We start from the raw sequence: 24,606 nt of genomic DNA, 5'->3' as shown, positions 1-24,606 counted from the left end.
AGGAGGACATTGAAATGGGACGTAGCTATGAAAAATCAAAACAAGCATTTGAAGAAGCACAGCATTTAATGCCTGGTGGTGTCAACAGCCCTGTACGTGCATTTAAATCAGTCAACACAGACCCGATTTTTATGGAACGAGGCAAAGGCGCCAAGATCTATGATATTGATGGAAATGAATACATCGATTATGTCTTATCGTGGGGACCGCTGATTTTAGGACATACGAATGATCGTGTCGTTGAAAGCATTCAGCGAGTAGCGGAAAATGGGACAAGCTTCGGTGCTTCTACGTTAGTTGAAAATGAATTAGCTAAACTTGTATCAGAGCGGGTCCCTTCCATCGAAGTTATTCGCATGGTCAGCTCTGGTACAGAGGCGACGATGAGTGCACTTCGTCTAGCTCGCGGTTTTACAGGCAGAAATAAAATTGTGAAATTTGAAGGTTGCTATCATGGCCACGGTGATTCTTTGCTCATTAAAGCAGGTTCTGGAGTGGCAACGCTTGGACTCCCGGATAGTCCTGGTGTTCCTGAAGGGACTGCAAGCAACACGATCACAGTGCCGTACAATGATTTAGAAAGCATTCAAGTTGCTTTTCAAGAATTTGGCGACGATATCGCTGGTGTCATTGTAGAGCCGGTCGCAGGAAATATGGGGGTTGTCCCTCCGCAAGAAGGTTTCTTGCAAGGGCTGAGAGACATTACGGAACAATATGGATCATTACTCATTTTTGATGAGGTCATGACAGGCTTCCGTGTGGATTATCACTGCGCGCAAGGTTATTTTGGCATCACACCTGATCTGACGTGTCTTGGTAAAGTCATTGGAGGCGGTCTTCCGGTCGGTGCTTATGGCGGAAGAGCGGATATTATGAGACAAATTGCGCCAAGTGGTCCAATTTATCAAGCAGGAACGTTATCTGGTAACCCTCTTGCGATGACAGCAGGCTTAGAAACTCTAAAACAGCTGACACCTGAGTCTTATGAAGAGTTTAAACGAAAAGGTGACCGTTTAGAAGAAGGTATTTCGAAAGCAGCAAAAGCATACGGAATTCCATTAACGTTTAACCGTGCAGGTTCCATGATCGGATTCTTCTTTACAAATGAAGAAGTGATCAATTATGACAAAGCGAAAACAGCTGATCTTGCTTTATTCGCTGAATTTTACAAGGAAATGGCCGATCACGGCATTTTCCTCCCGCCATCTCAATTTGAAGGACTATTCCTGTCAACAGCTCATACAGATGAAGACATCGAATATACAATTGAGACAGTGGAAAAGGTTTTTCAAAAACTACGTCGATAAAACAAAAGCCGATATGGAGACATATCGGCTTTAGATTGTTGACAAAGGCTAAAATGATCTTGATTTTAGCCCTTTGTCTTTTTTCAGCGTGATAGAAAACCTTTGCAGTCTAGGAAAGACGAGCAGCGGAGCGGAGCGAATTTGACATTCGTGAGCACCGGAGCGCAGGACTGACAACGAATGCGAGGGTTTGTCTACACGCTGAGCCGATATGGAGACATATCGGCTTTTTGCGTTGGAGAAAACCAATCATATTTTCACTTCCTCCCACATACAACTGTATTGACATCTAATTTTATTTTTTAAGGATTAGATGAAAGGAGGACACCGACTTGTCTCAAAACAATCGATTACAGTTTTCGGTAGAAGAATCCATTTATTTTAAAAGCGGACAGGAAGTCAGTGAGCTGCTGTCAATTTCTCTCGACCCTGATATTCTCGTTCAAGAAGTGAATGATTATGTTTCCATTAGAGGTTCACTCGAGCTAACAGGAGAATACAACATAAATCAAGAGGAGCTATTGGGTGAATTGAGTTCCTTTCCAACATACAGGGAAGCAGATGAGGTAAAGGTAAGAGAAGACGGAACGGCGGAGCTTCTGCATCAATTTCCAGTCGATATCACCATTCCGAAGAACAAAATTAGTCATTTAAATGATGTGTTTGTGTTTATTGATGCGTTTGATTACCAGCTGACAGAGAATCGTTTGCTTACCATTCAGGCTGATTTAGCCATCGAGGGCTTGTTAGACGAGGAAACGCCTCAAGCGCCTGTAGAGGAGCCGTATGAATTTGTCCATCGTCCTGAAGAGGATTATGGCGATATGGCTTACGATTATCAGTTGCAGTCGGAACAAGAAGAACAAAAAGAGCTGCAAGGCGAAGAACATGAGGATGATGAGAAGCAGCCTGTTTTCCAACATGACACACGTGCTGAGCAAGAAGAACAGGAAGATCAAGAAGAAGAGGAAGAAGAAATTGAGATAGAACTGGTGAACAGGGATGTAGAGGAAGTGTCCGAAGAACCGGAAGAATCAGAAGAACAAGAAGAGCCGGAACAGCCGAATAACCAAGAAGAAGCTGTGGCGCTTGGCTATCGATCCATCCCTGAAGCTCACGTGCAGGAACCGCCATTTTTTGAACCACCTAAGCTTTTAGAAGAAGAGGAGCGGGAGGATACATTCTTTGAAGTGGAAGTGAGAAAAGATCCGGAAGCTGCCGAAGAGCAGGAAGAAACGGTACAGTCATATCCGGCATTTGAATCACCTGCTTATCAAGTGGAACCTGAGCAAGAGGAGCAGGATGACGAATATCAGCTCGGGCGGTTATATGAACGGGAAGCACCTAAAATATATGAGTCAGCTCAAGAAGAAGAGGAGCTTGAAGAAGACGTGAGAGAAACGTCTGGCAGTGAGAATTCTCTTTATTTAACAAAGCTGTTCGCTAAGCAGGAGGAGGAAGATTTTTCTCGCATGAAAATATGTATAGTTCAGCAAGAAGATACGGTCGATCGTATTTGTGAGAGATATCAATTGAATGTGCAGCAGCTTCTTCGCACAAACTCATTATCGATTGATGCGGAGCTTGAGGAAGGGCAGATTCTTTATATTCCTGAATATCAAAAAAGCAATGCATAGCAAGCGATGACTGACCGAGAAAATGTGGTGAGTGAACGTGGATGAAATCCAATCTGTCTTATACGAATACGGACTTGAGGCTGAATATATTGAACCTGTCAGTCCTGTTGTCATCAAGGTATATACAAAGCAGGGTGTATTTGCCTTGAAGCGAGTAAAAGCCAACCGGCATATGCAATTTACTGAACAAATGCTTGAACTAGAATCAAAGGGATATCGCTCCTTTGTGCCGATTTATCGGACGAAGAGCGGTTCCTTTTTCTCAAGTCATCGGGAAAGCCAGTATGCATACTATCTGATGCCGTGGCTGACGAATGAAAAGAGAGAAGAGCAGGACGATAAGCACGAATATTTATTTCAAGAGATTGCAAGACTTCATAAGCGGACTGAAGTCATGATGGATATCACAGAGCAAGAGATAGAAGCGCATTACACCCAAATCAAGACCAAATGGGAAACAGAGAAAGACATGTATGAACGATTCATAGAGCGGGCAGAACAAACGTGGTATATGTCGCCATTTGAGCTGACCGCTGCTATGTATTTTTCAGAGGCGATGTCTGCCAGCGAATTTGCGCTTGAGCGTTTAGAAGATTGGCATGAAGAAATGAAAGACAAAGAGACAACGCGTGTTGTGCTAAATCATGGACAGCTATCGATCCATCATTTTTTGTATAATGATGTAGGAACAGGACATTTCACCAATTTCGAGCGGTCTAAAAAAGCCGCCCCCATCTATGATCTTCTGACCTATTACTTTCGGACATTCAAAACCTATCCCACGTCTTGTCCTGAATGCACTTCTTTGTTTTATACGTATCAAAAAGGAAACCCTCTTCGGGAGGAAGAACTGCATTTGTTCCTAAGCTACCTTGCTTATCCGCAAGGGCTGTTTGATACAGTAAAAGCTTATGAAGCAGGCGGACAGGATGAAATGGAAAGCTGTCAGCAGCTGTTAAGAGCGTATTGGCAGATGAAAAATTCTGAGCCGACCGTTATGAAGATTCATGAGATTGAGCAGGCTAGACGGCTTGAAGAAGAACAAAGTGCCTCGTCATCAGCGGAATGACGAGGTTATGCTGCGTTGGCTTTATATGGACAGGTACATAAGCATGAGTTTTTTAAAACCAATCAAGATGAAAGGCACAGGCGAGAAAAATAAGAATACCTAGAATGAGGACGTCAAATGTTGTAGGGAAAATGATCGTACGAAATCCTTGAAATATAGCAATCGGGAGAACGACTTGGGAGGCAACTGCCCGAATTTGTCTCAGCCAGGGGGGGAGTGTGTAAGGATTGATCTTCTTCAAATCAAACGCCCTCCTTCTTCATTTTGTTATTATCATATGGGCAAAAGGGCGAAGGGTGCCTGCCCAATTTGTATAAAGAAGAAGAAAAGCGGAAAAGATGATTGACGAAAACAAAAGGCATTTAGTAATATTAATAAAAGATGAGTATGTGCTGATGAACGTGATATATCGTAAGCGTAGATCAGGAAGAGTACGAGCAAGACCCTAAAGAGAGGGAAGCCAAGAGCTGAGAGGTTTCCTAGGATGTACTTGTTTGGAAGGTCGCCTGTGAGCTTAATTTCTTGAATGAACAAGTAGAGAAATTCGGGAGAACCCCGTTATCCTTTAGAGTGTATGGGACACGTGTATGTGTCTCGTGAAAAAAGGTGGTACCGCGAAAAAGCTTTTTCGTCCTTTTATAAGGATGGAAAGGCTTTTTTTATGTTTCATCAGCAGAAAAAATGTGGAGGTTACACAAATGGGAACAAATAATCAAGAAATGCCAACAAAGTACGATCCTAATGCGATTGAAAAAGACCGCTATACGTACTGGCTTGAAGGGAAATTCTTCGAAGCACAAAATGACAAAACGAAAGATCCATATACAGTCGTCATTCCTCCACCAAACGTGACAGGAAAACTGCACCTTGGGCATGCATGGGACTCTACACTCCAAGACATCGTGACACGTATGAAACGGATGCAGGGCTATGACGTTCTTTGGCTTCCAGGTATGGACCATGCCGGTATTGCGACTCAGGCAAAAGTCGAGGCAAAGCTTCGCGAAGAAGGCGTAAGCCGGTATGACCTTGGCCGAGAGAAATTTGTGGAAGAAACGTGGAAGTGGAAAGAAGAATATGCAGATTTTATTCGCAGCCAGTGGGCGAAAATGGGTCTTGGTCTCGATTACTCCCGTGAACGTTTTACTTTAGATGAAGGTCTGAATAAAGCCGTTCGCCAAGTGTTTGTTCAATTGTACGAAAAAGGGCTTATTTATCGCGGAGAGTACATCATTAACTGGGATCCAGCAACGAAAACGGCACTTTCTGATATTGAAGTGATTTATAAGGATGTTCAAGGTGCGTTTTATCACTTGAGATATCCGCTTTCAGATGGCACGGGTTCAATTGAAATTGCGACAACAAGACCTGAAACAATGCTGGGAGATACAGCCGTAGCCGTACACCCTGATGACGAGCGCTATCAGCATCTAATTGGAAAAACAGTGGTTTTACCAATTACAGGCCGTGAGATTCCAATCGTCGGTGATGACTATGTTGATATGGAGTTTGGTTCAGGTGCTGTGAAAATTACACCTGCTCATGACCCGAATGACTTTGAGCTTGGAAACCGCCACGGGCTAGAGCGTATTCTTGTCATGAATGAAGATGGCACAATGAATGCGAATGCCCTGCAATATAAAGGAATGGACCGTTTTGAATGCCGCAAACAGCTTGTGAAGGATTTACAAGAAGAAGGCATTTTGTTCAAAATTGAGGACCACATGCATTCAGTTGGTCATAGTGAGCGAAGTGGAGCTGTCGTTGAACCGTATTTATCAACACAATGGTTTGTGAAAATGCAGCCGCTGGCAGACGAAGCCATTCATCTGCAAAAAGGTGACGACCAAGTTCAATTTGTTCCAGACCGATTTGAAAAGACATATTTACATTGGATGGAAAATATCCGTGACTGGTGTATTTCTCGTCAGCTATGGTGGGGACACCGTATTCCGGCTTGGTATCATAAAGAAACGAAAGAAGTATACGTTGGACTTGAAGCTCCAGAAGATATTGAGAACTGGGAACAGGATAACGATGTACTTGATACATGGTTCAGTTCAGCTCTTTGGCCGTTTTCTACAATGGGCTGGCCGGATGCAGACAGTGAAGACTTCAAGCGCTACTATCCAACCAATCTGCTTGTAACTGGCTATGACATCATTTTCTTCTGGGTATCCCGCATGATCTTCCAAGGTCTTGAATTCACAGGAGAAAAACCGTTTAAAGATGTCCTCATTCATGGGCTTATCCGCGACGAACAAGGGCGTAAAATGAGTAAGTCGCTCGGCAACGGAATTGATCCAATGGAGGTCATCGACAAGTACGGTGCGGATTCATTAAGATATTTCTTAGCGACTGGAAGCTCACCAGGTCAGGATCTTCGTTTTAGTTTTGAAAAGGTTGAATCCACTTGGAACTTTGCGAACAAAATTTGGAACGCATCCCGTTTTGCTTTAATGAATATGGATGGTTTAACGTATGATGAGCTTGATTTAACAGGAGAAAAATCAGTTGCTGACCAATGGATTTTAACACGCTTAAATGAAACAATTGAAAGTGTCACACAGCTTGCTGACAAGTATGAATTCGGTGAAGTGGGCAGACATTTATACAACTTCATTTGGGATGATTTCTGTGATTGGTACATTGAAATGGCGAAACTTCCGCTTTATGGAGAAGACGAAGCAGCGAAGAAAACGACTCGTTCGATCCTTGCGTATGTATTAGATCAAACGATGAGACTTCTACATCCGTTTATGCCGTTCTTAACAGAAGAAATCTGGCAGCATCTCCCGCATGAAGGTGAGTCCATTACTGTTGCGGCATGGCCTGAAGTGAAGCCGGAGCTTTCCAACGAACAAGCTTCTGCTGATATGAAGCTGCTTGTGGAACTCATCCGCTCTGTTCGTAACATTCGCAGTGAAGTGAACACACCAATGAGCAAACAAGTAGAGCTTTACATTAAAGCCTCTACATCTGATGTGCAGGAACGCTTAGAGAAAAACCGTTCATATATTGAGCGCTTCACGAACCCAAGTGTTCTTGAAATTGGCACAGATATCCCAGCTAGTGATAAAGCGATGACGGCTGTTATTTCTGGAGCAGAACTCATTCTGCCGCTTGAAGGCTTAATTAACTTAGATGAAGAAATTGCTCGTCTGCAAAAAGAGCTTTATAAGCTGACAAAAGAAGTGGAACGAGTACAGAAAAAGCTTGGCAACGAAGGCTTTATGAAAAAAGCGCCTGAAAGTGTCGTAGAAGAAGAGCGTGCGAAAGAACGTGATTATGTCGCAAAACGCGAAGCTGTTCAAAAGCGTATTGAAGAGCTGAAAGCATAAGGTTGAAAAGACGGCTCCTAATGAAAGGGAGTCGTCTTTTTTGAAAATTTCGTATGAAATGAGAGATGACATTGTTTACAACCTATCATGAAGCCATTGATTGGATTCACAGCAGACTGGCCTTTGGTGTAAAACCGGGTCTTGAACGAATGAAATGGCTGATGAACAGACTAGGAAATCCGGAACAAAGTATAAAAACAGTACATGTTGCAGGTACAAATGGTAAAGGATCAACCATTGCGTTTACGCGTTCTGTTTTGCAGGCAGCCGGCTATTCGGTCGGAACTTTCACCTCTCCGTTTATACTAACGTTCAATGAAAGAATCAGCGTGAATGGAGTGCCTATAGAAGATGAAGAATGGCTGAGTTTGGTGAATGAAATCAAGCCTTTTGTTGACGAATTAGATCAAACAGAGCTTGGCGCAGCAACAGAATTTGAAATCATTACAGCGTGTGCATTTGCTTATTTTGCCCATGTGCACCAAGTAGACTTTGTCCTCTTGGAAACAGGGCTTGGGGGAAGACTTGATTCTACAAATATTGCTGTGCCTATTTTAACAGCGATTACGTCGATTGGTCATGATCATATGGCCATTTTAGGTGACACACTTGAACAGATTGCAGCTGAAAAAGCGGGCATTATCAAAGAGGGTATTCCAATGATCACGGCAGTTCACCAGCCTGAAGCTCTTGCTGTCATTCAAAACACAGCAAAAGAAAAGAATGCGGAATGTATTTCCTTACATGATACTTGTAGATTTGATGAGCAGCAGCCGACAGAAACAGGTGAACGTTTCACGTTACGCACATCAAAAAAGCAGTATCCGCAGCTTGAAACAGGATTAATCGGAACGCATCAAAGGCAAAATGCTTCCCTTGCTGTTTTACTCATTGAATGGCTGGAGCAAGAAGGCTATATTAGTGTGACAGAAGAGCAAATATATGAGGGCATTCGGCAGGCAGTTTGGGCTGGGAGATTTGAAAAAGTCAAAGATCATCCTCCAGTGTATTTAGACGGCGCTCATAATGAAGAAGGGATCGACCGTTTAATTGAAACTGTACAAGCTCATTTTTCTAGTAAACAGGTGCATATATGTTTTAGTGCTTTAAAAGATAAGCCGTACAAGCAAATGATTCAAAAGCTTGAAGCTGTCAGTTCTTCTATCCATTTTGTTTCATTTGATTTTCCAAGAGCCGAATCAGCTGAAAAGCTTTATGTATGCAGTCAGTTAGACGCAAAGTCTTATGATGATGACCCTCGTACAGTGCTTGAGTTCATTCAGAAAAAAAGTGATGATCCTTCAGCGGTGATCATTGTGACAGGCTCTCTTTATTTTATTTCAGATATACGAAATCGTATGATCGGGTAACACAAAAACGCAAATGGCTTCAATGCCATTTGTGTTTTTTTCTTTTGATATACAGATGGAAAGTAAAATCATATTTTCGCTATGTGCTCAATGAATACGATCGTGATAAAATCCGGTCTATCTTATTCTCGGAAGGGGTCACGATATATGATAGGCATTTTTGTGTTTCTTGCAGGCATCACCATGGGGTCGTTCTTTCATCTAGTTGGTGAAAGGCTGCCACTTAAGCGGTCTATTCTCTTTCCTCGTTCTCACTGCACAGTGTGTAAACAGCCGCTTTCCCTGCACGAGATCATCCCGCTCGTTTCGTATGCGTTATTGAGGGGAACTTGTAAGCATTGCGGCACTCGGCTGTCTTTGTTATATCCACTGGTTGAGCTGCTGTCAGGCAGTCTTTTTTTGCTCATGTATAAAATCGCTGGTATTTCGTTTGAAGGTCTTTTTCTTGTGATTCTTTGTAGTTTATTTGTGATTGCTGTCGTGAGCGATCTCCTTTATATGAGGGTGCCAAACGAGCTGTTTCTCTTCTTTTTCCCTCTTTTCGTCATATACCGCACGCTTGAACCACTTCTTATTTGGTGGGAAGGAGCGGCTTCGCTTCTTTTTTGCTTTCTCATGTTTTATAGTTTAGAACGTTTCAAGCCAAATAGCATGGGCGGAGCTGATATGAAGCTGTTCGGTGTGCTTGCGTTTTGCTTTGGCTTCAAGCCATTCCTTCTCATTCTTTTCCTCTCATGTATCACTGGAATCGCCTATGCGAAGGTTTTTTCATTTCAATTAGATGAACCAATTCCCTTTGTTCCTGCGATCTCTTTTTCTTTTTGGCTGTATCTCTATGGAGCTCATGTCATGCTCCCATTCGCAGGGTCGACCGGTTGAAAAAATTGGCGAACACTTTTTTTCCCTGCCGACAAAAGTCTTGTTCTTTTTTTTTTTCGCTATGTTAAAGTGTGAAACAGAAAGAAGGACGGGTACATTCGCGCTGATTCATTGGACAAAAAGGTCTTTCTTACAAACAATGTCAGAAAGCGGGGAATGACAGTGAAAAAAAGGCAGGCAAAAAAACAAGGGTTAAAAGTCAATATTAATGGCAAAGAAGAAATGCTTCATGAAGATGACCACCAGCCGCCAAAACAGCAAGAGGATGATCAAGTGACGTTTTCGAATTGGGAGGAAAAAAGGCAGTCAGAACAGGAGACAGCTGCATCTGAGGAAGAACCGGCTAAACCGAAAGAAGAAGACTTCCAGTGGGATGACGCAGCTGATCATATTTATCATTCTGATCCAAAGGTCGTCACACCTTATCAAAAGAAAAAAGGCTCCTTTGATCAGAAGTTCGGTAAAAACCGCGGCCCGTTTAAGAGAGTGATGACAACGATTGTGTTTGCAGTGGTTCTTGGGACAGGCCTTGGTGTGTTTGCACTTAGCTTAAGTCAAGATGGTACTCAGAATCCATCAGGGGGAGATATCAGCGTTTCAGCGTCCGGAAATCAATCATCAATGAAAGCGGGCGGTGATGCTCCGCCAGCAGATACTGCTGATGAATCAAAAGAGAATAAAGATGAAAAAAGCGCCTCTGGCCATTTTTCAACCTATGTCGTACAGGCTGGAAAGTTTTCCTCTGAAAAAGGAGCAGATGAATTAGTTGGCAGTTTAAAAGAAGCAGGGTATGCGGGGAAAAAAATCTCAATGGATGATGGCTATTATGTCATTGCTGGGCTTGCGACAGAACAGGGCATGACAAGTGCTGTTGGGAAGAAGCTGATTGATCAGCACTTTGAGGCATGGGGAGGCAAGGAGCTCTCATTTCAAGTACCGGATGAGCTGACTAGTTTAATAGAAAAGGCATCTGTATTATCCTCTAGGGTCATTGCAGGAGATGATGTGGATCAAAAGGACGTTACGCAGCTGATCTCTGAGCTTGAAAGTGCCAAAACAACGGACGCACCAGCTAAAAGCAGTTTGCTGAAAGCGGTGCAGCTGTTAAATGAACCTACTGCTGAAAACGGGTGGAAATCTCAGCAGGCACTGCTTGATCAATTAAATACGTAAAATCATATTTTAAGAAACCAAACTAGTCAAAAAATGACTAGTTTTTTTCTTTTGCATCCAACATAATGATGAAGGAACATGAAAAATGAATTTTCGTAAATTGTCGGTAAGATGTACATTTGATAGGATGAATGGGTATCTTACTTCTTAGGCTAAACCCTGAAAGGATGAACAAACATGAACCGATTGATTCTCGCATCTCAATCCCCTAGAAGAAAAGAATTGCTTGATCTAGCAGGGTTTTCTTATGACATTCAAGCAAGTCAATTAAAAGAAGAAATAAATCGAAACTTTTCTCCTGCAGAGAACGTCCAATGGTTGGCAGAACAAAAAGCAAGTGATATTCAAAGATTATATCCCGAAGCTGTGATTATTGGTGCAGATACGATTGTTGCAATTGACGGCAAATGTCTTGGGAAACCAAAAGACAAGGAAGAAGCGGCCTCAATGCTTCAATTATTGTCAGGAAAGACACATCAAGTCTTGACGGGTGTCACGATTCAGTCAGAGAATAGAAAAGAAACATTTTATGAACAGACAGAAGTGACGTTTTGGGCACTTACGCAAAATGAAATAGACCGCTATATCGAAACGGGAGAACCGCTTGATAAAGCGGGAAGCTATGGCATTCAAGGAAAAGGCGCACTGTTTGTTCAAAAAATAGATGGTGATTATTTTTCCGTTGTAGGTCTCCCTATTGCCAAAACAGTTAGAGTGCTCGAAACATTTGGAATCACCCCTTTTTGATGACAGGAAGGAATCTAAAAGGAGTGGGCATCATGAACGATTTCCCTATGTTGCTAAAGCATTTTCCTCAAGATGAAAAGCCGAGAGAACGATTGATCAAATATGGTCCCGGCAGTCTGTCAAACCATGAACTTGTAGCGATTCTTTTAAGGACAGGCACAAAAAAGGAATCAGTTCTTCAAATTTCCGCAAGACTTCTGCAAACATTTGGCGGTCTTCGCACTATAAGAGAAGCCTCAATTGAAGAAATGTCGAAGATTCGAGGAGTTGGAAAGGCGAAGGCGGTCTCTCTTTTAGCTGCTTTAGAACTCGGCACTAGATTACACCATCAAACGACGGACAACCGCTATGTGATCCGCACACCAGAGGATGGGGCAAACTTTGTGATGGAAGATATGAGGTTTTTACAACAGGAAAATTTCGTTTGTCTTTATCTCAACACAAAAAATCAAGTTCTTCATAAACATACCGTGTTTATTGGAAGTCTGAACTCATCCATCGTTCACCCGCGTGAAATTTTCAAAGAGGCCTTTAAACGGTCCGCTGCTTCATTTATTTGTGTGCACAACCATCCATCTGGAGATCCGACGCCCAGCAGGGAAGATATTGAAGTCACACAGAGACTATTTGAATGTGGAAAGCTGATTGGAATACAGCTGCTTGATCATCTTGTCATAGGTGATCAAAAATTTGTGAGTTTGAAGGAAAAAGGGTATTTGTAACACTTTTTTTTTCAATGTTTTACGATATAATAGAGTTTATGAGTTTTTCCCTAAGGGAATTTTGGTTTAAGAAAGGAAGATACATACATATGTTTGGAATTGGTACAAAAGACCTTGGAATAGATCTTGGAACAGCGAATACGCTTGTTTTTATTAAAGGAAAAGGCATAGTTGTGAGAGAACCTTCGGTCGTAGCTTTGGAAACTGATACGAAGTCTATAGTGGCGGTCGGAAATGATGCTAGAAATATGATTGGCCGTACACCTGGTAATGTTGTGGCACTACGCCCAATGAAAGACGGAGTCATTGCAGATTACGAGACGACAGCAACAATGATGAAATATTACATTAATCAAGCATTAAAAGGCAAAGGGCTTTTTGCTCGTAAACCTTACGTCATGGTATGTGTGCCATCTGGCATTACAGCTGTAGAAGAGCGTGCAGTTATTGATGCAACGAGACAAGCTGGTGCACGTGACGCATATCCGATTGAAGAACCATTTGCTGCGGCAATCGGTGCTAACCTGCCTGTATGGGAGCCAACAGGAAGTATGGTTGTGGATATTGGCGGCGGTACAACAGAAGTAGCGATTATTTCTCTTGGCGGCATTGTGACATCACAATCAATCCGTGTTGCAGGTGATGAAATGGATGATGCGATCAGCAGCTACATCCGTAAAACGTATAACCTGATGATTGGTGATCGTACGTCAGAAGCGATTAAAATGGAAATCGGTTCTGCGCAGCCTGATGTACATGATGAGATGGACATTCGTGGACGTGACCTTTTAACAGGCCTGCCAAAAACAATCTCTATTACGGCAGAAGAGATTGCAAAAGCGCTTCGCGATACGGTGGAAACAATTGTCGATGCAGTAAAAATGACGCTTGAAAAAACCCCGCCTGAGCTGGCAGCAGATATTATGGACCGCGGAATTGTTTTAACAGGAGGCGGTGCATTACTGCGTAATCTTGACAAAGTCATTAGCGATGAAACGAAAATGCCAGTCATTATTGCTGAAGATCCGCTTGACTGTGTGGCGATCGGAACAGGGAAAGCACTAGAACATATTCATTTGTTCAAAGGAAAATCAAAAGATAATCGATAATCGGGCGTAATTAAAGAGGTGTAAGACATGCCGCAGTTTTTTATGAATAAAAGATTAATGTTGCTCCTTGTCTGTGTCATCGTACTGGTGGCTATGATTGGTTTTTCAGTGAAAAGCGGCAGAGGTGCTTCATGGCCGGAAAAATTAGTGGGGGATACGACAGGCTTTTTTCAAGGTGTCTTTCATAAACCATCACAATTTATTGCCGGTATTTATGGGAACGTACAAGATTTAAAGAACACATATGATGAAAACGAGCGTCTTCGAAAAAAACTTGATGGACAAACCCAATATGAGGCGAAACTTCAAGAACTAGAAGATGAGAACAAAAAGCTACGCAAACAGCTTGGCTATGTGAACTCTGTTCGTGACTACACGCCAATTCTATCAACTGTTATCGCAAGAAACCCATCTCTTTGGGATAGCTTTGTGATGATTGATAAAGGGAAAAAACAAGGCGTTGACAAAGATATGGCGGTCACAAATGAGAGTGGCGCATTAATTGGGAAGATTGAAAGTGATAAGCTCAACAATTTTACTTCAACTGTAAGGTTGCTAAGCTCTACTGACCAAAATAATAGAATTTCAACGAAAATTTTTGCGAAAAAGGGCAAAGAAGAACTCAATGGAATCATTAACGGTTATGACAGCAAGAAAAAAATGCTGACTATGAATATTCTAAAATCCGATGCAGATGGGGATGTCAAAAAAGGAGATCTTGTTGAAACATCTGGAGCAGGGGGCGTATTCCCGCAAGGCTTGACGATTGGTAAGGTGAGTGAAATCGAGCCAGACCATTACGGCCTGACAAAGATCATTTACGTAGAACCAGCGGCTGAACTCAACAATTTAGACCGTGTGATTGTGGTGAATCGCAGCACAAGTACAGCAGATGCATCTGAATTGACGAAGGAGGAAGGCTCGTGAAACGTGTCCTTCTTGCTTTCGTCATGTTGTTTATCTTCGTATTTGACAGCATTTTTGTCGATTTAGCGAAGCTCCCATTTGTTTCAGAGAATCAAATTTTAGCTCCTCATTTCATTTTACTTGCACTTGTATTTATGACTGCTTTTGTGAATCAAAAATATGGTGTGATTTACGGATTTATCTTTGGACTTTTATATGATATTTCATATACAGGCATACTTGGTGTTCATATGTTTGGCTTTGGGGCGCTTTGCTATTTGCTAGCAAAAGCCTTTAAAGTTCTGCAAACGAATATGTTAGTCGTCGTCTTTCTGTCGATTATTGCTGTTTCCGTCATGGAGTTTTATGTATACGGCGTTCAAGCGACAATTCAACCAGGGATTATGCCGTTTAATACGTATGTCATCGAACGCTTTATTCCTACGATTCTTTTAAATACTGCTGCGTCTCTCATACTTGTTGTGCCGCTTAGGCTCTTTTTCATCAATGTGAAACAAGGACTGATCGACGAATAAAAGCAGGAGTTTGTCCAATTAAGGCGAAATGAGTATGTTGTTGAGGTGAGCATCTTGAAAACTCAAAAACAGCAATATGTGACGATAAAAGGTACAAAAAACGGATTAACATTACAGTTAAATGATGACTGTTCGTTTGATGATCTTCTTTCTGGCTTGCGAGAGGTTCTTTTACTTGAGCAATATACAGATGGAAGAGAAGGACATAAGGTCAATGTGCATATTAAGCTTGGTTTTCGTTATTTAACGGAGGATCAGGAGACGCGTTTGACTGAAGCGGTGTCTGAAAATGAACATCTCGTGATCCACTCCATTGAAAGTGACGTCATGTCAACTGAAGAGGCGAGACGATTAAAAGCAGAGGCTGAAATTACTTCTGTAGCAAAAATTGTACGCTCTGGACAGGTGCTGTATGTCGAAGGAGATCTTTTATTAATAGGAGATGTCAATCCTGGCGGAACGATTCGCGCAGGAGGAAATATTTTTGTGCTTGGCGCATTAAAAGGTGTGGCGCATGCTGGATGTAATGGCAACAAACAGGCTGTTATTGCGGCATCTCATATGATTCCAACACAGCTTCGCATCGCACAAGTTTTTAACCGTGCACCAGACCAAAAAGAAGATGGAAATGAAATGGAATGTGCTTATTTAGATATAGATGGCAATATGATCATTGAACGCCTGCAGCAATTGGCTCATATAAGACCTAATCTGACAAGGCTTGAGGGAGGAATGTGAAATTGGGCGAGGCTATTGTGATTACCTCAGGAAAAGGCGGCGTTGGCAAAACAACAACATCTGCAAACTTAGGCACAGCACTAGCAATTCAAGGAAAAAAAGTGTGTCTAGTTGATACGGACATCGGCCTTCGGAATCTGGATGTCGTGATGGGGCTTGAAAACCGCATTATTTATGATCTAGTTGATGTAGTAGAAGGAAGATGCAAAATTCACCAAGCGCTTGTAAAAGATAAGCGTTTCGAGGACCTTTTGTATCTTTTACCTGCTGCTCAAACAAGTGATAAAACGGCTGTGGAGCCGGAACAGATCAAAGAATTAATTCAATCATTGAAACAAGACTTTGATTATGTTGTCATTGACTGCCCTGCTGGAATTGAGCAAGGCTTTAAAAATGCTGTATCAGGTGCAGACAAGGCCATTGTCGTGACGACACCTGAAATCTCAGCTGTGAGAGATGCGGACCGAATCATCGGTTTGTTAGAACAAGAAGATATCGAACCGCCTCGTTTGATTGTCAACCGTATTCGTACACACATGGCGAAAAATGGCGATTCAATGGATGTAGATGAAGTGGTACATCACTTGTCGATTGATCTACTTGGTATCGTAGCAGATGATGATGATGTGATTAAGGCTTCAAACAATGGTGAACCGATTGTTATGGATGCTAAAAACAAAGTATCGATTGCCTATCGCAATATTGCCCGCCGCGTACTAGGCGAATCTGTTCCGCTTCAATCCTTTGAAGAAGAAAACAAGGGAATGTTTGCAAAGCTGAAAGCATTTTTTGGTGTAAGAGCATAATCGTGATAGAAAACCTTTACAGTCTAGTAAGGACGAGCACTGGAGCGCAGACCTGACAACGAATGCAAGAGTTTGTCTACACGCTGAGACCGATTCGATTTAGAATCGGTCTTTTTGTTGCATATCAGATGAGGTTGTCACATAAAATGTACAAACTGTTTGTATGTAAAGGGTGATCTCATGAAAAGAGTGGACGAGTACCGAAAGAAAATCGCGCAGCGCCGCAAAACGATGCAGCCAGCTGCTCCTCCTAAGAAGACGGCTTTCAAGAAAAAAGAAGATATCCCGCCATGGGTTATGCTGACAGAGGAAGAAAAGCATTCTGGCTCGACCTCCTATGAACCGGCGTCTCATCAGCCAAAGAAATATCGTCATCCCTTATTTAACCCGAATACTTTTGTGCTTAAATGCTTATTATCAGCGTCCCTTGTGTTGATTGCAGCCATTTCGTTTAAAGGTCAGGCAGGTCCGTTTCAGCAGCTGAAGCCGGTGATTACTCAGACCTTTGAGCAAGATTTTCAATTTGCTGCTGCCAACCGCTGGATAGAAAAAACAGTCGGACATCCGCTGGCATTTTTGACAGAGAAAAAAGAGGGCCAAAAGGACGTACAAGCGAATCAAGAACTAGCTGTGCCTGCCTCTGGTAAAGTGCAGGAATCCTTTACGCAAAATGGAGCAGGGGTCAAAGTTGAAACATCCGCTGAAGCCATTGATAGTATGAAGGAAGGCTATGTGGTCGAGGTGAAAAAGAAAAGCGACACAGGGCTTACCGTGGTGGTGCAGCATGCAGATAACAGCTATAGCTGGTACGGTCAATTAAAGAAAGCCGATGTGGCCTTATACGATTTTGTTGATAAAGGTGAAAAAATTGGCCAGATTTCGCTTGATGATCAAGGGAAGGGCACGTATTACTTTGCCATTAAACAAAATGAACAATTTATCGATCCTATTCAGGTGATGACCTTTGAATAGATGGCTGCTCATGCTGACGAAAATTCACATCCATCCGCTGCTGTGGATTGTGATGGCGTTTGCGATTCTGTCAGGTCAAATTAAGCCGCTGCTTTGCCTGCTTGTGATCGTCTGTGTCCATGAACTTGGACATGCAGCGGCTGCATGCTATTATCATTGGCGCATTCGGCGGATTTTTTTACTGCCATTTGGCGGAACGGTTGAAGTAGAGGAACATGGAAACCGTCCGCTAAAAGAGGAGCTGGCGGTCATTTTGTGCGGGCCGCTTCAGCATGTACCGCTCCAGCTCATGGCGTGGCTGTTCATGGAGGCTTCTCTTATCTCGCATGACGTCTTTACGATGTTTACCTTTTATAATATGGCGATTTTTCTTGTCAATCTTTTGCCCATTTGGCCGCTTGATGGCGGAAAATTATTCTTTTTGCTCTTATCTATTTTTTACCCTTTCCAACGTGCACATGCTCTAGCCATAAAAGGCTCACTTGTCTTTTTCGGTCTATTGACAGCAGGATTACTTTTGTTTGCACCGCTGCAATTCAATGGCTGGGTGCTGCTCACTTTTTTAGCTTATTCACTCGTGATGGAGCACAGGCAGAGGCATTACGTCAGGGTTCGTTTTTTACTAGAACGGTATTACGGTAAAAAAGAGCAAAAGGTAGAAAAACTGATTCCGCTGAGAGCAAGTGCAGAGGAAAAAGTTTACGAAGTGATGGCACGATTTCAAAGGGGCTGCAAGCATCCGATTATTATTGAAAGAGATGGCGTGAAGATGAGTCAGCTTGATGAAAATGAACTGCTCCATGCGTATTTTTCAGATCGCAGAACGACCTCCTCAATGGAAGAGCTTCTTTTACCGTACTAATGGTGAAAATACATTGACATTCTGCGTCTAGTTTGATATATTTTTTAATGTTATGGATATGTAGCACCCGTGCTACAACCGCGCGGAGCAGGTGTAAAGAGCCTATGGCCCCCTGTATTCGGCGAGTCTGAGTTTATTAGGAGGTGCAGAGATGTACGCAATTATCGAAACTGGTGGTAAACAAGTAAAAGTTGAAGAAGGTCAAACTGTTTATGTTGAAAAACTAGCTGCTGAAGCAGGTGAAACAGTAACTTTCGAAAACGTATTGTTTGTCGGCGGAGACACTGTCAAAGTGGGTAACCCTTCAGTTGCTGGAGCAACAGTAACGGCTAAAGTTGAAAAACAAGGTCGCGGTAAGAAAATTACTGTGTTCAAGTACAAACCGAAGAAAAACAACCACAAGAAACAAGGTCATCGTCAACCTTACACTAAAGTTGTTATCGAAAAAATCAACGCTTAAGGCGTGTGAGTGATATGATCAAAGCAACCATTACTCGGTCATCAGCAGATGAAAGCATTACGTCTTTTCAGATGACTGGACATGCCGAGTTTGCTGAAAAAGGTCAGGATCTCGTTTGTGCAGGTGTATCTGCTGTTGTTTTCGGCTCAGTCAATTCAATTATTGCACTGACAGGATTGGACCCACTGCTTGATATTGGTGAAGAAGGCGGCTACTTCTCTTTTGAACTGCCGGCTGATACAGATCCAGTATCCTTTGAAAAAGCCCAGCTGCTTTTAGAAGGCATGGTCGTTTCCTTAGAGACAATTGAACGAGATTATCACGATTATGTGAGAATATCAACAAAAAATAGGAGGTGAACTTCATGCTTAGATTAGATCTTCAATTTTTCGCATCTAAAAAAGGGGTAGGTTCTACAAAGAACGGACGTGACTCTGAGTCTAAACGTTTAGGCGCTAAACGTGCTGATGGTCAATTCGTAACTGGTGGTTCTATCCTTTATCGTCAACGTGGAACGAAAATCTATCCAGGTGAAAACGTTGGACGCGGAGGCGACGACACTCTTTTCGCTAAAATCGACGGAACGGTTAAATTCGAACGTTTCGGTCGTGACCGTAAAAAAGTGAGCGTATATCCTGCGGCACAATAATTGCTAAAAACTCCGGTCATTGACTGGAGTTTTTTTCACTTTTTACAAGCAGTACCGAAGATGATAAAAGAAGATGCACTCCATAAATATCAAAGAACGTTTGCTGACTTTGCCTCATTTTCTCCTATACGATCAGAAAAAACAACCTTTCCTCACATAACTAGTGTTTTTCTATGCTGTCTTCTCTGTTATAATTCAGGGAGACATATTGATGATAAGACTCCTAAAAGAGAGACCAAACGATTGGGAGTGCGATAATGGAAGAGATACCAAGTAAAGAAAATGAAAAATTAACTCACGTTGCATTAACAAATGAATTGATCTATCTGCTCAGTCGTTCAAGACACGACTGGATGAATAAATTACAGCTGATCAAAGGCAACTTGACATTAGAAAAATATGACCGCGTGTTTGAAATTATAGAAGAAATGGTCATTGAAGCACAGCATGAATCCAAACTCTCAAATTTAAAAATTCCCCAATTGGCCTATTACTTTCTAACATTTAATTGGGAGTCGCATTTTATCACCTTAGAATATGAAGTGCTTGGTGAAACCCGAGACTTATCAGCATATGAATCGCAGCTGCTAACGGTATCACAGGAGTTGTTTTCGATATTCGATCAATCAGTTTGCCAAAAAACTGAAAATCATTTAACGGTCACGTTCCAAACAGATCATGAAGAAAATGATGTGATCTTATATTTTGATTTCAAAGGAAAATTAACAAGTTTGGATGCGTTAAATGCGTTTCATGACGCAAACTATCCATGTATGAGTATAACGCAATTTCATGTGACGCCTCATGAGTCCATGATTGAGCTTTGTTTGAGGCAAGAACGAGATATGTGATGCAGAGAAACGGAGGAAGTTATGTTTGTAGATCAGGTTAAAGTGTATGTTAAAGGCGGTGACGGCGGAAACGGTATGGTGGCGTTCCGTCGTGAAAAATATGTACCAAAGGGCGGCCCAGCAGGCGGCGACGGCGGAAATGGTGCAGATGTTGTATTTGAAGTAGACGAAGGACTTAGAACGTTAATGGACTTTCGTTATAAGCGTCATTTCAAGGCTGACCGCGGCGAGCATGGAATGAGTAAAAACCAGCATGGCCGAAATGCGGAAGAAATGATTGTCAAAGTTCCGCCTGGTACGGTTGTGACAGATGCAGAGACGGAACAAGTACTAGCTGACTTGACAGAGCATGGGCAGCGGGCTGTGATTGCCAAAGGCGGACGTGGCGGACGTGGAAATTCACGCTTCGCAACACCAGCAAACCCTGCACCACAGCTGTCTGAAAACGGTGAGCCAGGTAAAGAACGTGACGTCATCTTAGAATTAAAAGTACTTGCAGATGTCGGACTTGTTGGTTTCCCAAGTGTCGGGAAATCAACGCTGCTCTCGATTGTTTCTTCTGCGAAACCAAAAATTGCGGATTATCATTTTACAACGCTTGTACCGAACCTCGGGGTTGTTGAAACAGACGATAACCGAAGCTTTGTTATGGCGGATCTGCCAGGACTGATCGAAGGAGCGCACGAAGGCGTTGGCTTAGGTCATCAATTTTTACGTCATATTGAGCGTACACGTGTCATTGTCCATGTCATTGATATGTCTGGACTTGAAGGGCGTGACCCATACGAAGACTACGTGACGATTAATGAAGAGCTTGAGCAGTACAATATGAGATTGACTGAGCGTCCGCAAATCATTGTTGCGAACAAAATGGACATGCCAGATGCAGCTGACAATCTAGCGGCATTTAAAGAAAAATTAACGGATGACTATAAAGTGTTCCCGATTAGTGCGATCACAAGAGAAGGGCTTCGTGAGCTCTTATTTGAAATCGCCAATCAGCTTGAAACAACACCGGAATTCCCGCTCTATAATGAAGAGGAGCTGTCGGATAACCGCGTGATGTACAGATTTGATGAGGGCGATGCACCATTTGAGATCTCTAGAGATCCTGATGGCACATTTGTCTTAACGGGTAAAGCACTTGAGCGTCTCTTTAAGATGACAGACTTCTCAAGAGATGAATCCGTTAAACGATTCTCTAGACAGCTGCGCGGTATGGGTGTCGATGATGCCTTGCGTGAGCGCGGTGCAAAAGATGGCGACATCATTCGTCTGCTTGAATTTGAATTCGAATTTATTGATTGATCAACAGGAGGGTCCAGACCATGGGCTCTCCCGTTTTTAAAAGGGGAGAAAACAGGTGAAAGAAGAAACGTTCTATTTAGTAAGAGAGGATGTACTTCCAGATGCGATGCGAAAAACGCTTGAAGTCAAAAAGCTTCTCGATCGCAAAAAAGCGGATTCAGTTGCCGATGCTGTTCAAAAAGCGGATTTAAGCCGCAGTGCTTTTTATAAATACCGAGATGCTGTTTTTCCATTTTATACAATGGTAAAAGAGCAGATCATCACATTGTTTTTCCACCTTGAAGACCGGTCTGGGGCTCTGTCAAGGCTGCTTCAAATTGTGGCTGACTCTGGCTGTAATGTGTTATCCATTCACCAAACGATTCCGCTGCAAGGAAGAGCGAATGTCACCCTATCGATTAGTACGGCAGGTATGGCAGATGATATTAATACCGTCATGAATCAATTAAGAAAGCTTGAATTTGTCGAAAAAGTTGAAATTCTAGGTTCTGGGGCGTAAAAGGAGAGATCATAGCAGATGAAGCAATTAACTGTAGGTTATTTTGGACCAGAGGCAACATTTACTCATTTGGCCGTATGCTCTTGTTTTCCAAAAGATGCAGTGCAGCGTGCCTATGCAACGATTCCGCAATGTATGGATGCTGTGTCAAAGGGCGAAGTCGATTTGGCGGTCGTTCCACTTGAAAATGCACTCGAAGGATCTGTGAACTTAACGATTGATTATTTAATTCATGAAGAAGCGTTGTCCATTGTGGGGGAGATGACAGCACCGATACGGCAGCATTTGCTTGTCCATCCGTCAAGAGCGGAGAGCTGGGAGACGTTAGATGTCATTCAATCACATCCTCATGCGATTGCCCAGTGTCATCAATTTCTGAAAAAACAGTACCCTCATATTCCTCACCGGCCAGTGGAATCAACAGGCTATGCAGCAAAATACATCAGTGAGCATCCAGATGAAGCTGTCGGGGCTATTGCCAATGAAATTGCCGCAAAAACGTATGGTTTGACGATTGCGAAAAAAGACATTCATGATTATCCGCACAACCATACACGCTTTGTGATTTTACATAAAGATCCTAACGCATCGTTCCCAATGAATTCTGGTTTCTCATCAAAGCCAAAAACGACCATTGTGGTCAGTCTGCCTAAGGATGACCAATCAGGTGCATTGCACCGCGTGCTGTCTGCTTTTTCTTGGCGGAATCTTAACTTGTCAAAAATTGAATCTCGTCCGACAAAAACAGGCCTTGGACATTATTTATTTATTATTGATATCGAAAAAGAAATGGATGATGTCCTAGTCCCAGGTGCGATTCAAGAATTAGAAGCGATTGGCTGTGAGGTCAAGCTGCTCGGCAGCTATCAAACATATGAATTAACGAATGAAAAATAGTGTCCCAACCAGGACACTATTTTTTTAGTCTTTTATTAAAAACCCAGCATCATCCAGCGCTTGAATGGCTTGATCAAGCTGCTTTTGGCTGTAAGAAGTGAGAGTATGCAAATGTACGCCGTCTGTTAGTTCTGACAAGTAGGACGCGCCGGTGTTAGAAATATGATGGACAAAATCAGCGACTTGTTTCCGTGTGCTGACGCGAATGGAGGCCGTTAGTTCACCATAAACAGGGTGCTCAATGATCACATCTTTCACCGTCACTCCAAAGTCTACAATCAAGGTCAGTTCCTCTTCTGTGCGAGCAGGATCATGCTTACAGGCGATGATTTGTTCAATTTCTCTTTCTGGCGCATGCTGCGCTACCATATACACATAGCCTTGGCTTGTGGCAATAATGGGTTCATTTTTTGCTTTTAATAATGAAATATCTTGTACAATGACTTGTCGAGAGACAGCCGCTTTTTTAGCTAAAAAGCTTCCAGTAAGCGGTGTGTCTGTTTCTTTCAGCCACTCTAAAATGGCGGTTCTTCTTTCTTCGCCAATGAGTTTCCTCTCTTGCTCCACGTCCTAAGCTCCCTTCTTCTCCTTTTGCAAATGGTCAAATGTATGCAAAAGCTGATCGATGTCATCTTTTGATGACTGCCATCCAAATGATAGTCGAATAAATTGAAGGGCATCACGATCTGATACACGCAATGCCTTCACAGCAGGGGAAGGATGGTGATAACCAGAAGCACATGCGCTTCCAGTTGATAGACAAATCCCATGCCGGTTACATGCTAACATTACATATTGTCCTTCAAACCCTTCAAAAAAACAACCAATAATATGAGGCAGCGTACGGCGATTGTCATTGTCCTGAAGTGTACGAACTGGCAGCTGTCTGATTTTTAACTGCTGAAGAAAATAATCACGCAGCTGTTCATCTAATTTTTGCTGTTCATCCAGCCTAAGCATTGCTTGTTCACTTGCAGCAGCAAAAGCACCGATACACGGTACATTCACTGTCCCTGGACGTAAGCCATTTTCCTGAACTGCTCCTGTATATAAAGGTTTCCAAGGAACATGAGTGCCCATATAAACGGCACCAGCGCCTTTAGGAGCATACACTTTATGACTTGAGATGGACACGGCATCGACTCCAAGTTCTTTGATGGACACACGTACCTTTCCAAATGTTTGCACAGCATCTGTATGAAAAAGAATGTTCCTTTCTTTTAAAAGAGGTGCTAACTCAGCGAGCGGCTGGATAATCCCTGTTTCTGAATTAGCATGCTGAATAGATACGAGTCCTGTTTCAGGCAATAATGCTTTTTTGAGAATGTCCTCTGTTATGATTCCATCCTGATTCGGTTCAATGATGGTGACTTTTACGCCAAGACGCTCTAAGCTGCTAACTGCATGATGAACAGAAGGGTGCTCGACTGATGTTGTGATGACATGCTGTTTATGTGCTGGTAGTCCATTGATGATCGATTGAATCGCAAGGAGATTGGATTCAGTTCCACCGCTTGTAAAGTAGATCCCATCTGGTTCACCCTCGATCATGGCAGCGAGTGATTGTCTGCTGTAAGTCAATATGTCATTTGCTTTTCCCCCAGCATCATGAAGACTGCTTGCATTTCCGTAGAAATTTTTACTCAGCTGCTCAAAAACATGCAGTGCTTCTTCTGAAACAGGTGTAGAAGCTGCGTAATCTAAATAAACCAACCTATCCATCTCCCGTGTGAAAATTTTTTCTTGTATTTATTTTAGTGTTGTGTAA

The 24,606-nt window shown here is 42.6% G+C and carries 26 protein-coding genes and 2 other annotated features; of the genes, 23 read left to right on the top strand and 3 right to left on the bottom strand.

Annotation, left to right across the window (positions count from 1 at the left end):
- The first annotated feature begins 14 nt into the window (after positions 1–14).
- The 3 genes from hemL to ysxE all read left to right on the top strand — a co-directional run bounded on the left by hemL (position 15) and on the right by ysxE (position 4,013).
- Entirely contained in the window at positions 15–1,307 is a 1,293-nt protein-coding gene (gene hemL / locus NSQ72_RS12345; RefSeq protein WP_039180405.1) for a glutamate-1-semialdehyde 2,1-aminomutase, read from the top strand.
- Between the two features lie 332 nt (positions 1,308–1,639).
- A complete protein-coding gene (locus NSQ72_RS12340; protein WP_106025802.1) occupies positions 1,640–2,944 on the top strand; it encodes a LysM peptidoglycan-binding domain-containing protein in 1,305 nt (434 codons plus the stop codon).
- A gap of 37 nt (positions 2,945–2,981) precedes the next feature.
- The gene (ysxE, locus tag NSQ72_RS12335; protein WP_106025803.1) at positions 2,982–4,013 is read left to right on the top strand and encodes a spore coat protein YsxE; all 1,032 of its coding nucleotides are present in this window, start codon (positions 2,982–2,984) and stop codon (positions 4,011–4,013) included.
- Positions 4,014–4,065: 52 nt separating this feature from the next.
- Here ysxE and NSQ72_RS12330 read toward each other — a convergent pair whose 3' ends face one another.
- Positions 4,066–4,254 (bottom strand): hypothetical protein, encoded by a 189-nt coding sequence (locus NSQ72_RS12330; RefSeq protein ID WP_003216497.1) that lies wholly within the window; start codon positions 4,252–4,254, stop codon positions 4,066–4,068.
- Between the two features lie 168 nt (positions 4,255–4,422).
- Positions 4,423–4,652: a binding site (T-box leader), on the top strand.
- Positions 4,653–4,711: 59 nt separating this feature from the next.
- Between NSQ72_RS12330 and NSQ72_RS12325 the strand changes: the two genes are divergently transcribed.
- The 20 genes from NSQ72_RS12325 (at position 4,712) to pheA (ending at position 22,838) form a co-directional block, all read left to right on the top strand.
- Positions 4,712–7,354 (top strand): valine--tRNA ligase, encoded by a 2,643-nt coding sequence (locus NSQ72_RS12325; protein WP_341084151.1) that lies wholly within the window; start codon positions 4,712–4,714, stop codon positions 7,352–7,354.
- A 65-nt stretch (positions 7,355–7,419) separates the two neighbouring features.
- The gene (locus tag NSQ72_RS12320) at positions 7,420–8,724 is read left to right on the top strand and encodes a bifunctional folylpolyglutamate synthase/dihydrofolate synthase (protein WP_341084149.1); all 1,305 of its coding nucleotides are present in this window, start codon (positions 7,420–7,422) and stop codon (positions 8,722–8,724) included.
- A 147-nt stretch (positions 8,725–8,871) separates the two neighbouring features.
- Complete coding sequence (locus NSQ72_RS12315; RefSeq protein ID WP_341084148.1) at positions 8,872–9,603, top strand: prepilin peptidase; 732 nt, start codon at positions 8,872–8,874, stop codon at positions 9,601–9,603.
- A gap of 156 nt (positions 9,604–9,759) precedes the next feature.
- Positions 9,760–10,776: an SPOR domain-containing protein gene (locus NSQ72_RS12310; protein ID WP_341084147.1), complete on the top strand. Its 1,017-nt coding sequence runs from the start codon at positions 9,760–9,762 to the stop codon at positions 10,774–10,776.
- A 177-nt stretch (positions 10,777–10,953) separates the two neighbouring features.
- Entirely contained in the window at positions 10,954–11,523 is a 570-nt protein-coding gene (locus NSQ72_RS12305) for a Maf family protein (RefSeq protein ID WP_039180386.1), read from the top strand.
- Between the two features lie 47 nt (positions 11,524–11,570).
- Positions 11,571–12,245, top strand: a complete 675-nt coding sequence (gene radC, locus NSQ72_RS12300; protein ID WP_029706175.1) for a RadC family protein — start codon at positions 11,571–11,573, stop codon at positions 12,243–12,245.
- Between the two features lie 89 nt (positions 12,246–12,334).
- The gene (locus tag NSQ72_RS12295; protein ID WP_007501538.1) at positions 12,335–13,354 is read left to right on the top strand and encodes a rod shape-determining protein; all 1,020 of its coding nucleotides are present in this window, start codon (positions 12,335–12,337) and stop codon (positions 13,352–13,354) included.
- A gap of 27 nt (positions 13,355–13,381) precedes the next feature.
- Complete coding sequence (gene mreC, locus NSQ72_RS12290) at positions 13,382–14,281, top strand: rod shape-determining protein MreC (RefSeq protein WP_039180383.1); 900 nt, start codon at positions 13,382–13,384, stop codon at positions 14,279–14,281.
- Positions 14,278–14,796, top strand: a complete 519-nt coding sequence (gene mreD / locus NSQ72_RS12285; RefSeq protein ID WP_341084145.1) for a rod shape-determining protein MreD — start codon at positions 14,278–14,280, stop codon at positions 14,794–14,796. Before mreC ends, mreD begins: the two co-directional genes overlap by 4 nt.
- A 54-nt stretch (positions 14,797–14,850) precedes the next feature.
- Positions 14,851–15,534, top strand: a complete 684-nt coding sequence (minC, locus tag NSQ72_RS12280) for a septum site-determining protein MinC (RefSeq protein WP_039180377.1) — start codon at positions 14,851–14,853, stop codon at positions 15,532–15,534.
- Between the two features lie 2 nt (positions 15,535–15,536).
- Entirely contained in the window at positions 15,537–16,340 is an 804-nt protein-coding gene (gene minD / locus NSQ72_RS12275) for a septum site-determining protein MinD (protein ID WP_017358134.1), read from the top strand.
- Positions 16,341–16,520: 180 nt separating this feature from the next.
- Entirely contained in the window at positions 16,521–17,312 is a 792-nt protein-coding gene (locus NSQ72_RS12270; RefSeq protein ID WP_039180373.1) for a M23 family metallopeptidase, read from the top strand.
- Positions 17,305–18,174, top strand: a complete 870-nt coding sequence (locus NSQ72_RS12265; RefSeq protein WP_047203338.1) for a M50 family metallopeptidase — start codon at positions 17,305–17,307, stop codon at positions 18,172–18,174. The genes NSQ72_RS12270 and NSQ72_RS12265 overlap by 8 nt, the downstream gene beginning before the upstream one ends.
- A 66-nt stretch (positions 18,175–18,240) precedes the next feature.
- Positions 18,241–18,313: a sequence feature (ribosomal protein L21 leader region), on the top strand.
- Positions 18,314–18,325: 12 nt separating this feature from the next.
- Positions 18,326–18,634, top strand: coding sequence for a 50S ribosomal protein L21 (gene rplU, locus NSQ72_RS12260; protein ID WP_003216781.1), 309 nt, complete (start codon positions 18,326–18,328; stop codon positions 18,632–18,634).
- Between the two features lie 14 nt (positions 18,635–18,648).
- The gene (locus NSQ72_RS12255; RefSeq protein ID WP_260774545.1) at positions 18,649–18,993 is read left to right on the top strand and encodes a ribosomal-processing cysteine protease Prp; all 345 of its coding nucleotides are present in this window, start codon (positions 18,649–18,651) and stop codon (positions 18,991–18,993) included.
- 5 nt (positions 18,994–18,998) lie between these two features.
- On the top strand, positions 18,999–19,283 hold the full coding sequence (rpmA, locus tag NSQ72_RS12250; RefSeq protein ID WP_003216586.1) for a 50S ribosomal protein L27: 285 nt from the start codon (positions 18,999–19,001) through the stop codon (positions 19,281–19,283).
- Between the two features lie 257 nt (positions 19,284–19,540).
- Positions 19,541–20,134 carry a sporulation initiation phosphotransferase B gene (locus NSQ72_RS12245; protein WP_024423157.1) on the top strand — a complete coding sequence of 198 codons (594 nt, stop codon included), beginning with the start codon at positions 19,541–19,543 and terminating at the stop codon, positions 20,132–20,134.
- Positions 20,135–20,155: 21 nt separating this feature from the next.
- Complete coding sequence (gene obgE, locus NSQ72_RS12240) at positions 20,156–21,442, top strand: GTPase ObgE (RefSeq protein WP_039180364.1); 1,287 nt, start codon at positions 20,156–20,158, stop codon at positions 21,440–21,442.
- Between the two features lie 55 nt (positions 21,443–21,497).
- Complete coding sequence (locus NSQ72_RS12235) at positions 21,498–21,941, top strand: ACT domain-containing protein (protein WP_008342790.1); 444 nt, start codon at positions 21,498–21,500, stop codon at positions 21,939–21,941.
- 18 nt (positions 21,942–21,959) lie between these two features.
- Complete coding sequence (pheA, locus tag NSQ72_RS12230) at positions 21,960–22,838, top strand: prephenate dehydratase (protein WP_024423155.1); 879 nt, start codon at positions 21,960–21,962, stop codon at positions 22,836–22,838.
- A gap of 24 nt (positions 22,839–22,862) precedes the next feature.
- Here pheA and NSQ72_RS12225 read toward each other — a convergent pair whose 3' ends face one another.
- Together NSQ72_RS12225 and NSQ72_RS12220 are read right to left on the bottom strand one after the other, a co-directional pair.
- Positions 22,863–23,405 (bottom strand): transcription repressor NadR, encoded by a 543-nt coding sequence (locus NSQ72_RS12225; protein ID WP_251219678.1) that lies wholly within the window; start codon positions 23,403–23,405, stop codon positions 22,863–22,865.
- A gap of 3 nt (positions 23,406–23,408) precedes the next feature.
- Positions 23,409–24,551, bottom strand: coding sequence for an IscS subfamily cysteine desulfurase (locus NSQ72_RS12220; RefSeq protein WP_268464275.1), 1,143 nt, complete (start codon positions 24,549–24,551; stop codon positions 23,409–23,411).
- Between the last annotated feature and the right edge of the window lie 55 nt (positions 24,552–24,606).

This window comes from Bacillus sp. FSL R5-0659, assembly GCF_038008785.1.
GTDB classification, from domain to species: Bacteria; Bacillota; Bacilli; order Bacillales; family Bacillaceae; genus Bacillus; species Bacillus safensis.
Note: the sequence above shows the minus strand (reverse complement) of the source record. Positions and strands in the feature narration are given on the sequence as shown.

Coding starts and splice junctions, on each gene's coding strand:
- NSQ72_RS12295 (WP_007501538.1), top strand. CDS start 12,335: ATGTTTGGAATTGGTACAAAAGACCTTGGAATAGATCTTGGAACAGCG.
- NSQ72_RS12245 (WP_024423157.1), top strand. CDS start 19,541: ATGGAAGAGATACCAAGTAAAGAAAATGAAAAATTAACTCACGTTGCA.
- rpmA (WP_003216586.1), top strand. CDS start 18,999: ATGCTTAGATTAGATCTTCAATTTTTCGCATCTAAAAAAGGGGTAGGT.
- NSQ72_RS12270 (WP_039180373.1), top strand. CDS start 16,521: ATGAAAAGAGTGGACGAGTACCGAAAGAAAATCGCGCAGCGCCGCAAA.
- NSQ72_RS12305 (WP_039180386.1), top strand. CDS start 10,954: ATGAACCGATTGATTCTCGCATCTCAATCCCCTAGAAGAAAAGAATTG.
- rplU (WP_003216781.1), top strand. CDS start 18,326: ATGTACGCAATTATCGAAACTGGTGGTAAACAAGTAAAAGTTGAAGAA.
- NSQ72_RS12325 (WP_341084151.1), top strand. CDS start 4,712: ATGGGAACAAATAATCAAGAAATGCCAACAAAGTACGATCCTAATGCG.
- radC (WP_029706175.1), top strand. CDS start 11,571: ATGTTGCTAAAGCATTTTCCTCAAGATGAAAAGCCGAGAGAACGATTG.
- NSQ72_RS12315 (WP_341084148.1), top strand. CDS start 8,872: ATGATAGGCATTTTTGTGTTTCTTGCAGGCATCACCATGGGGTCGTTC.
- NSQ72_RS12255 (WP_260774545.1), top strand. CDS start 18,649: ATGATCAAAGCAACCATTACTCGGTCATCAGCAGATGAAAGCATTACG.
- NSQ72_RS12320 (WP_341084149.1), top strand. CDS start 7,420: ATGACATTGTTTACAACCTATCATGAAGCCATTGATTGGATTCACAGC.
- NSQ72_RS12310 (WP_341084147.1), top strand. CDS start 9,760: ATGACAGTGAAAAAAAGGCAGGCAAAAAAACAAGGGTTAAAAGTCAAT.
- mreC (WP_039180383.1), top strand. CDS start 13,382: ATGCCGCAGTTTTTTATGAATAAAAGATTAATGTTGCTCCTTGTCTGT.
- pheA (WP_024423155.1), top strand. CDS start 21,960: ATGAAGCAATTAACTGTAGGTTATTTTGGACCAGAGGCAACATTTACT.
- hemL (WP_039180405.1), top strand. CDS start 15: ATGGGACGTAGCTATGAAAAATCAAAACAAGCATTTGAAGAAGCACAG.
- obgE (WP_039180364.1), top strand. CDS start 20,156: ATGTTTGTAGATCAGGTTAAAGTGTATGTTAAAGGCGGTGACGGCGGA.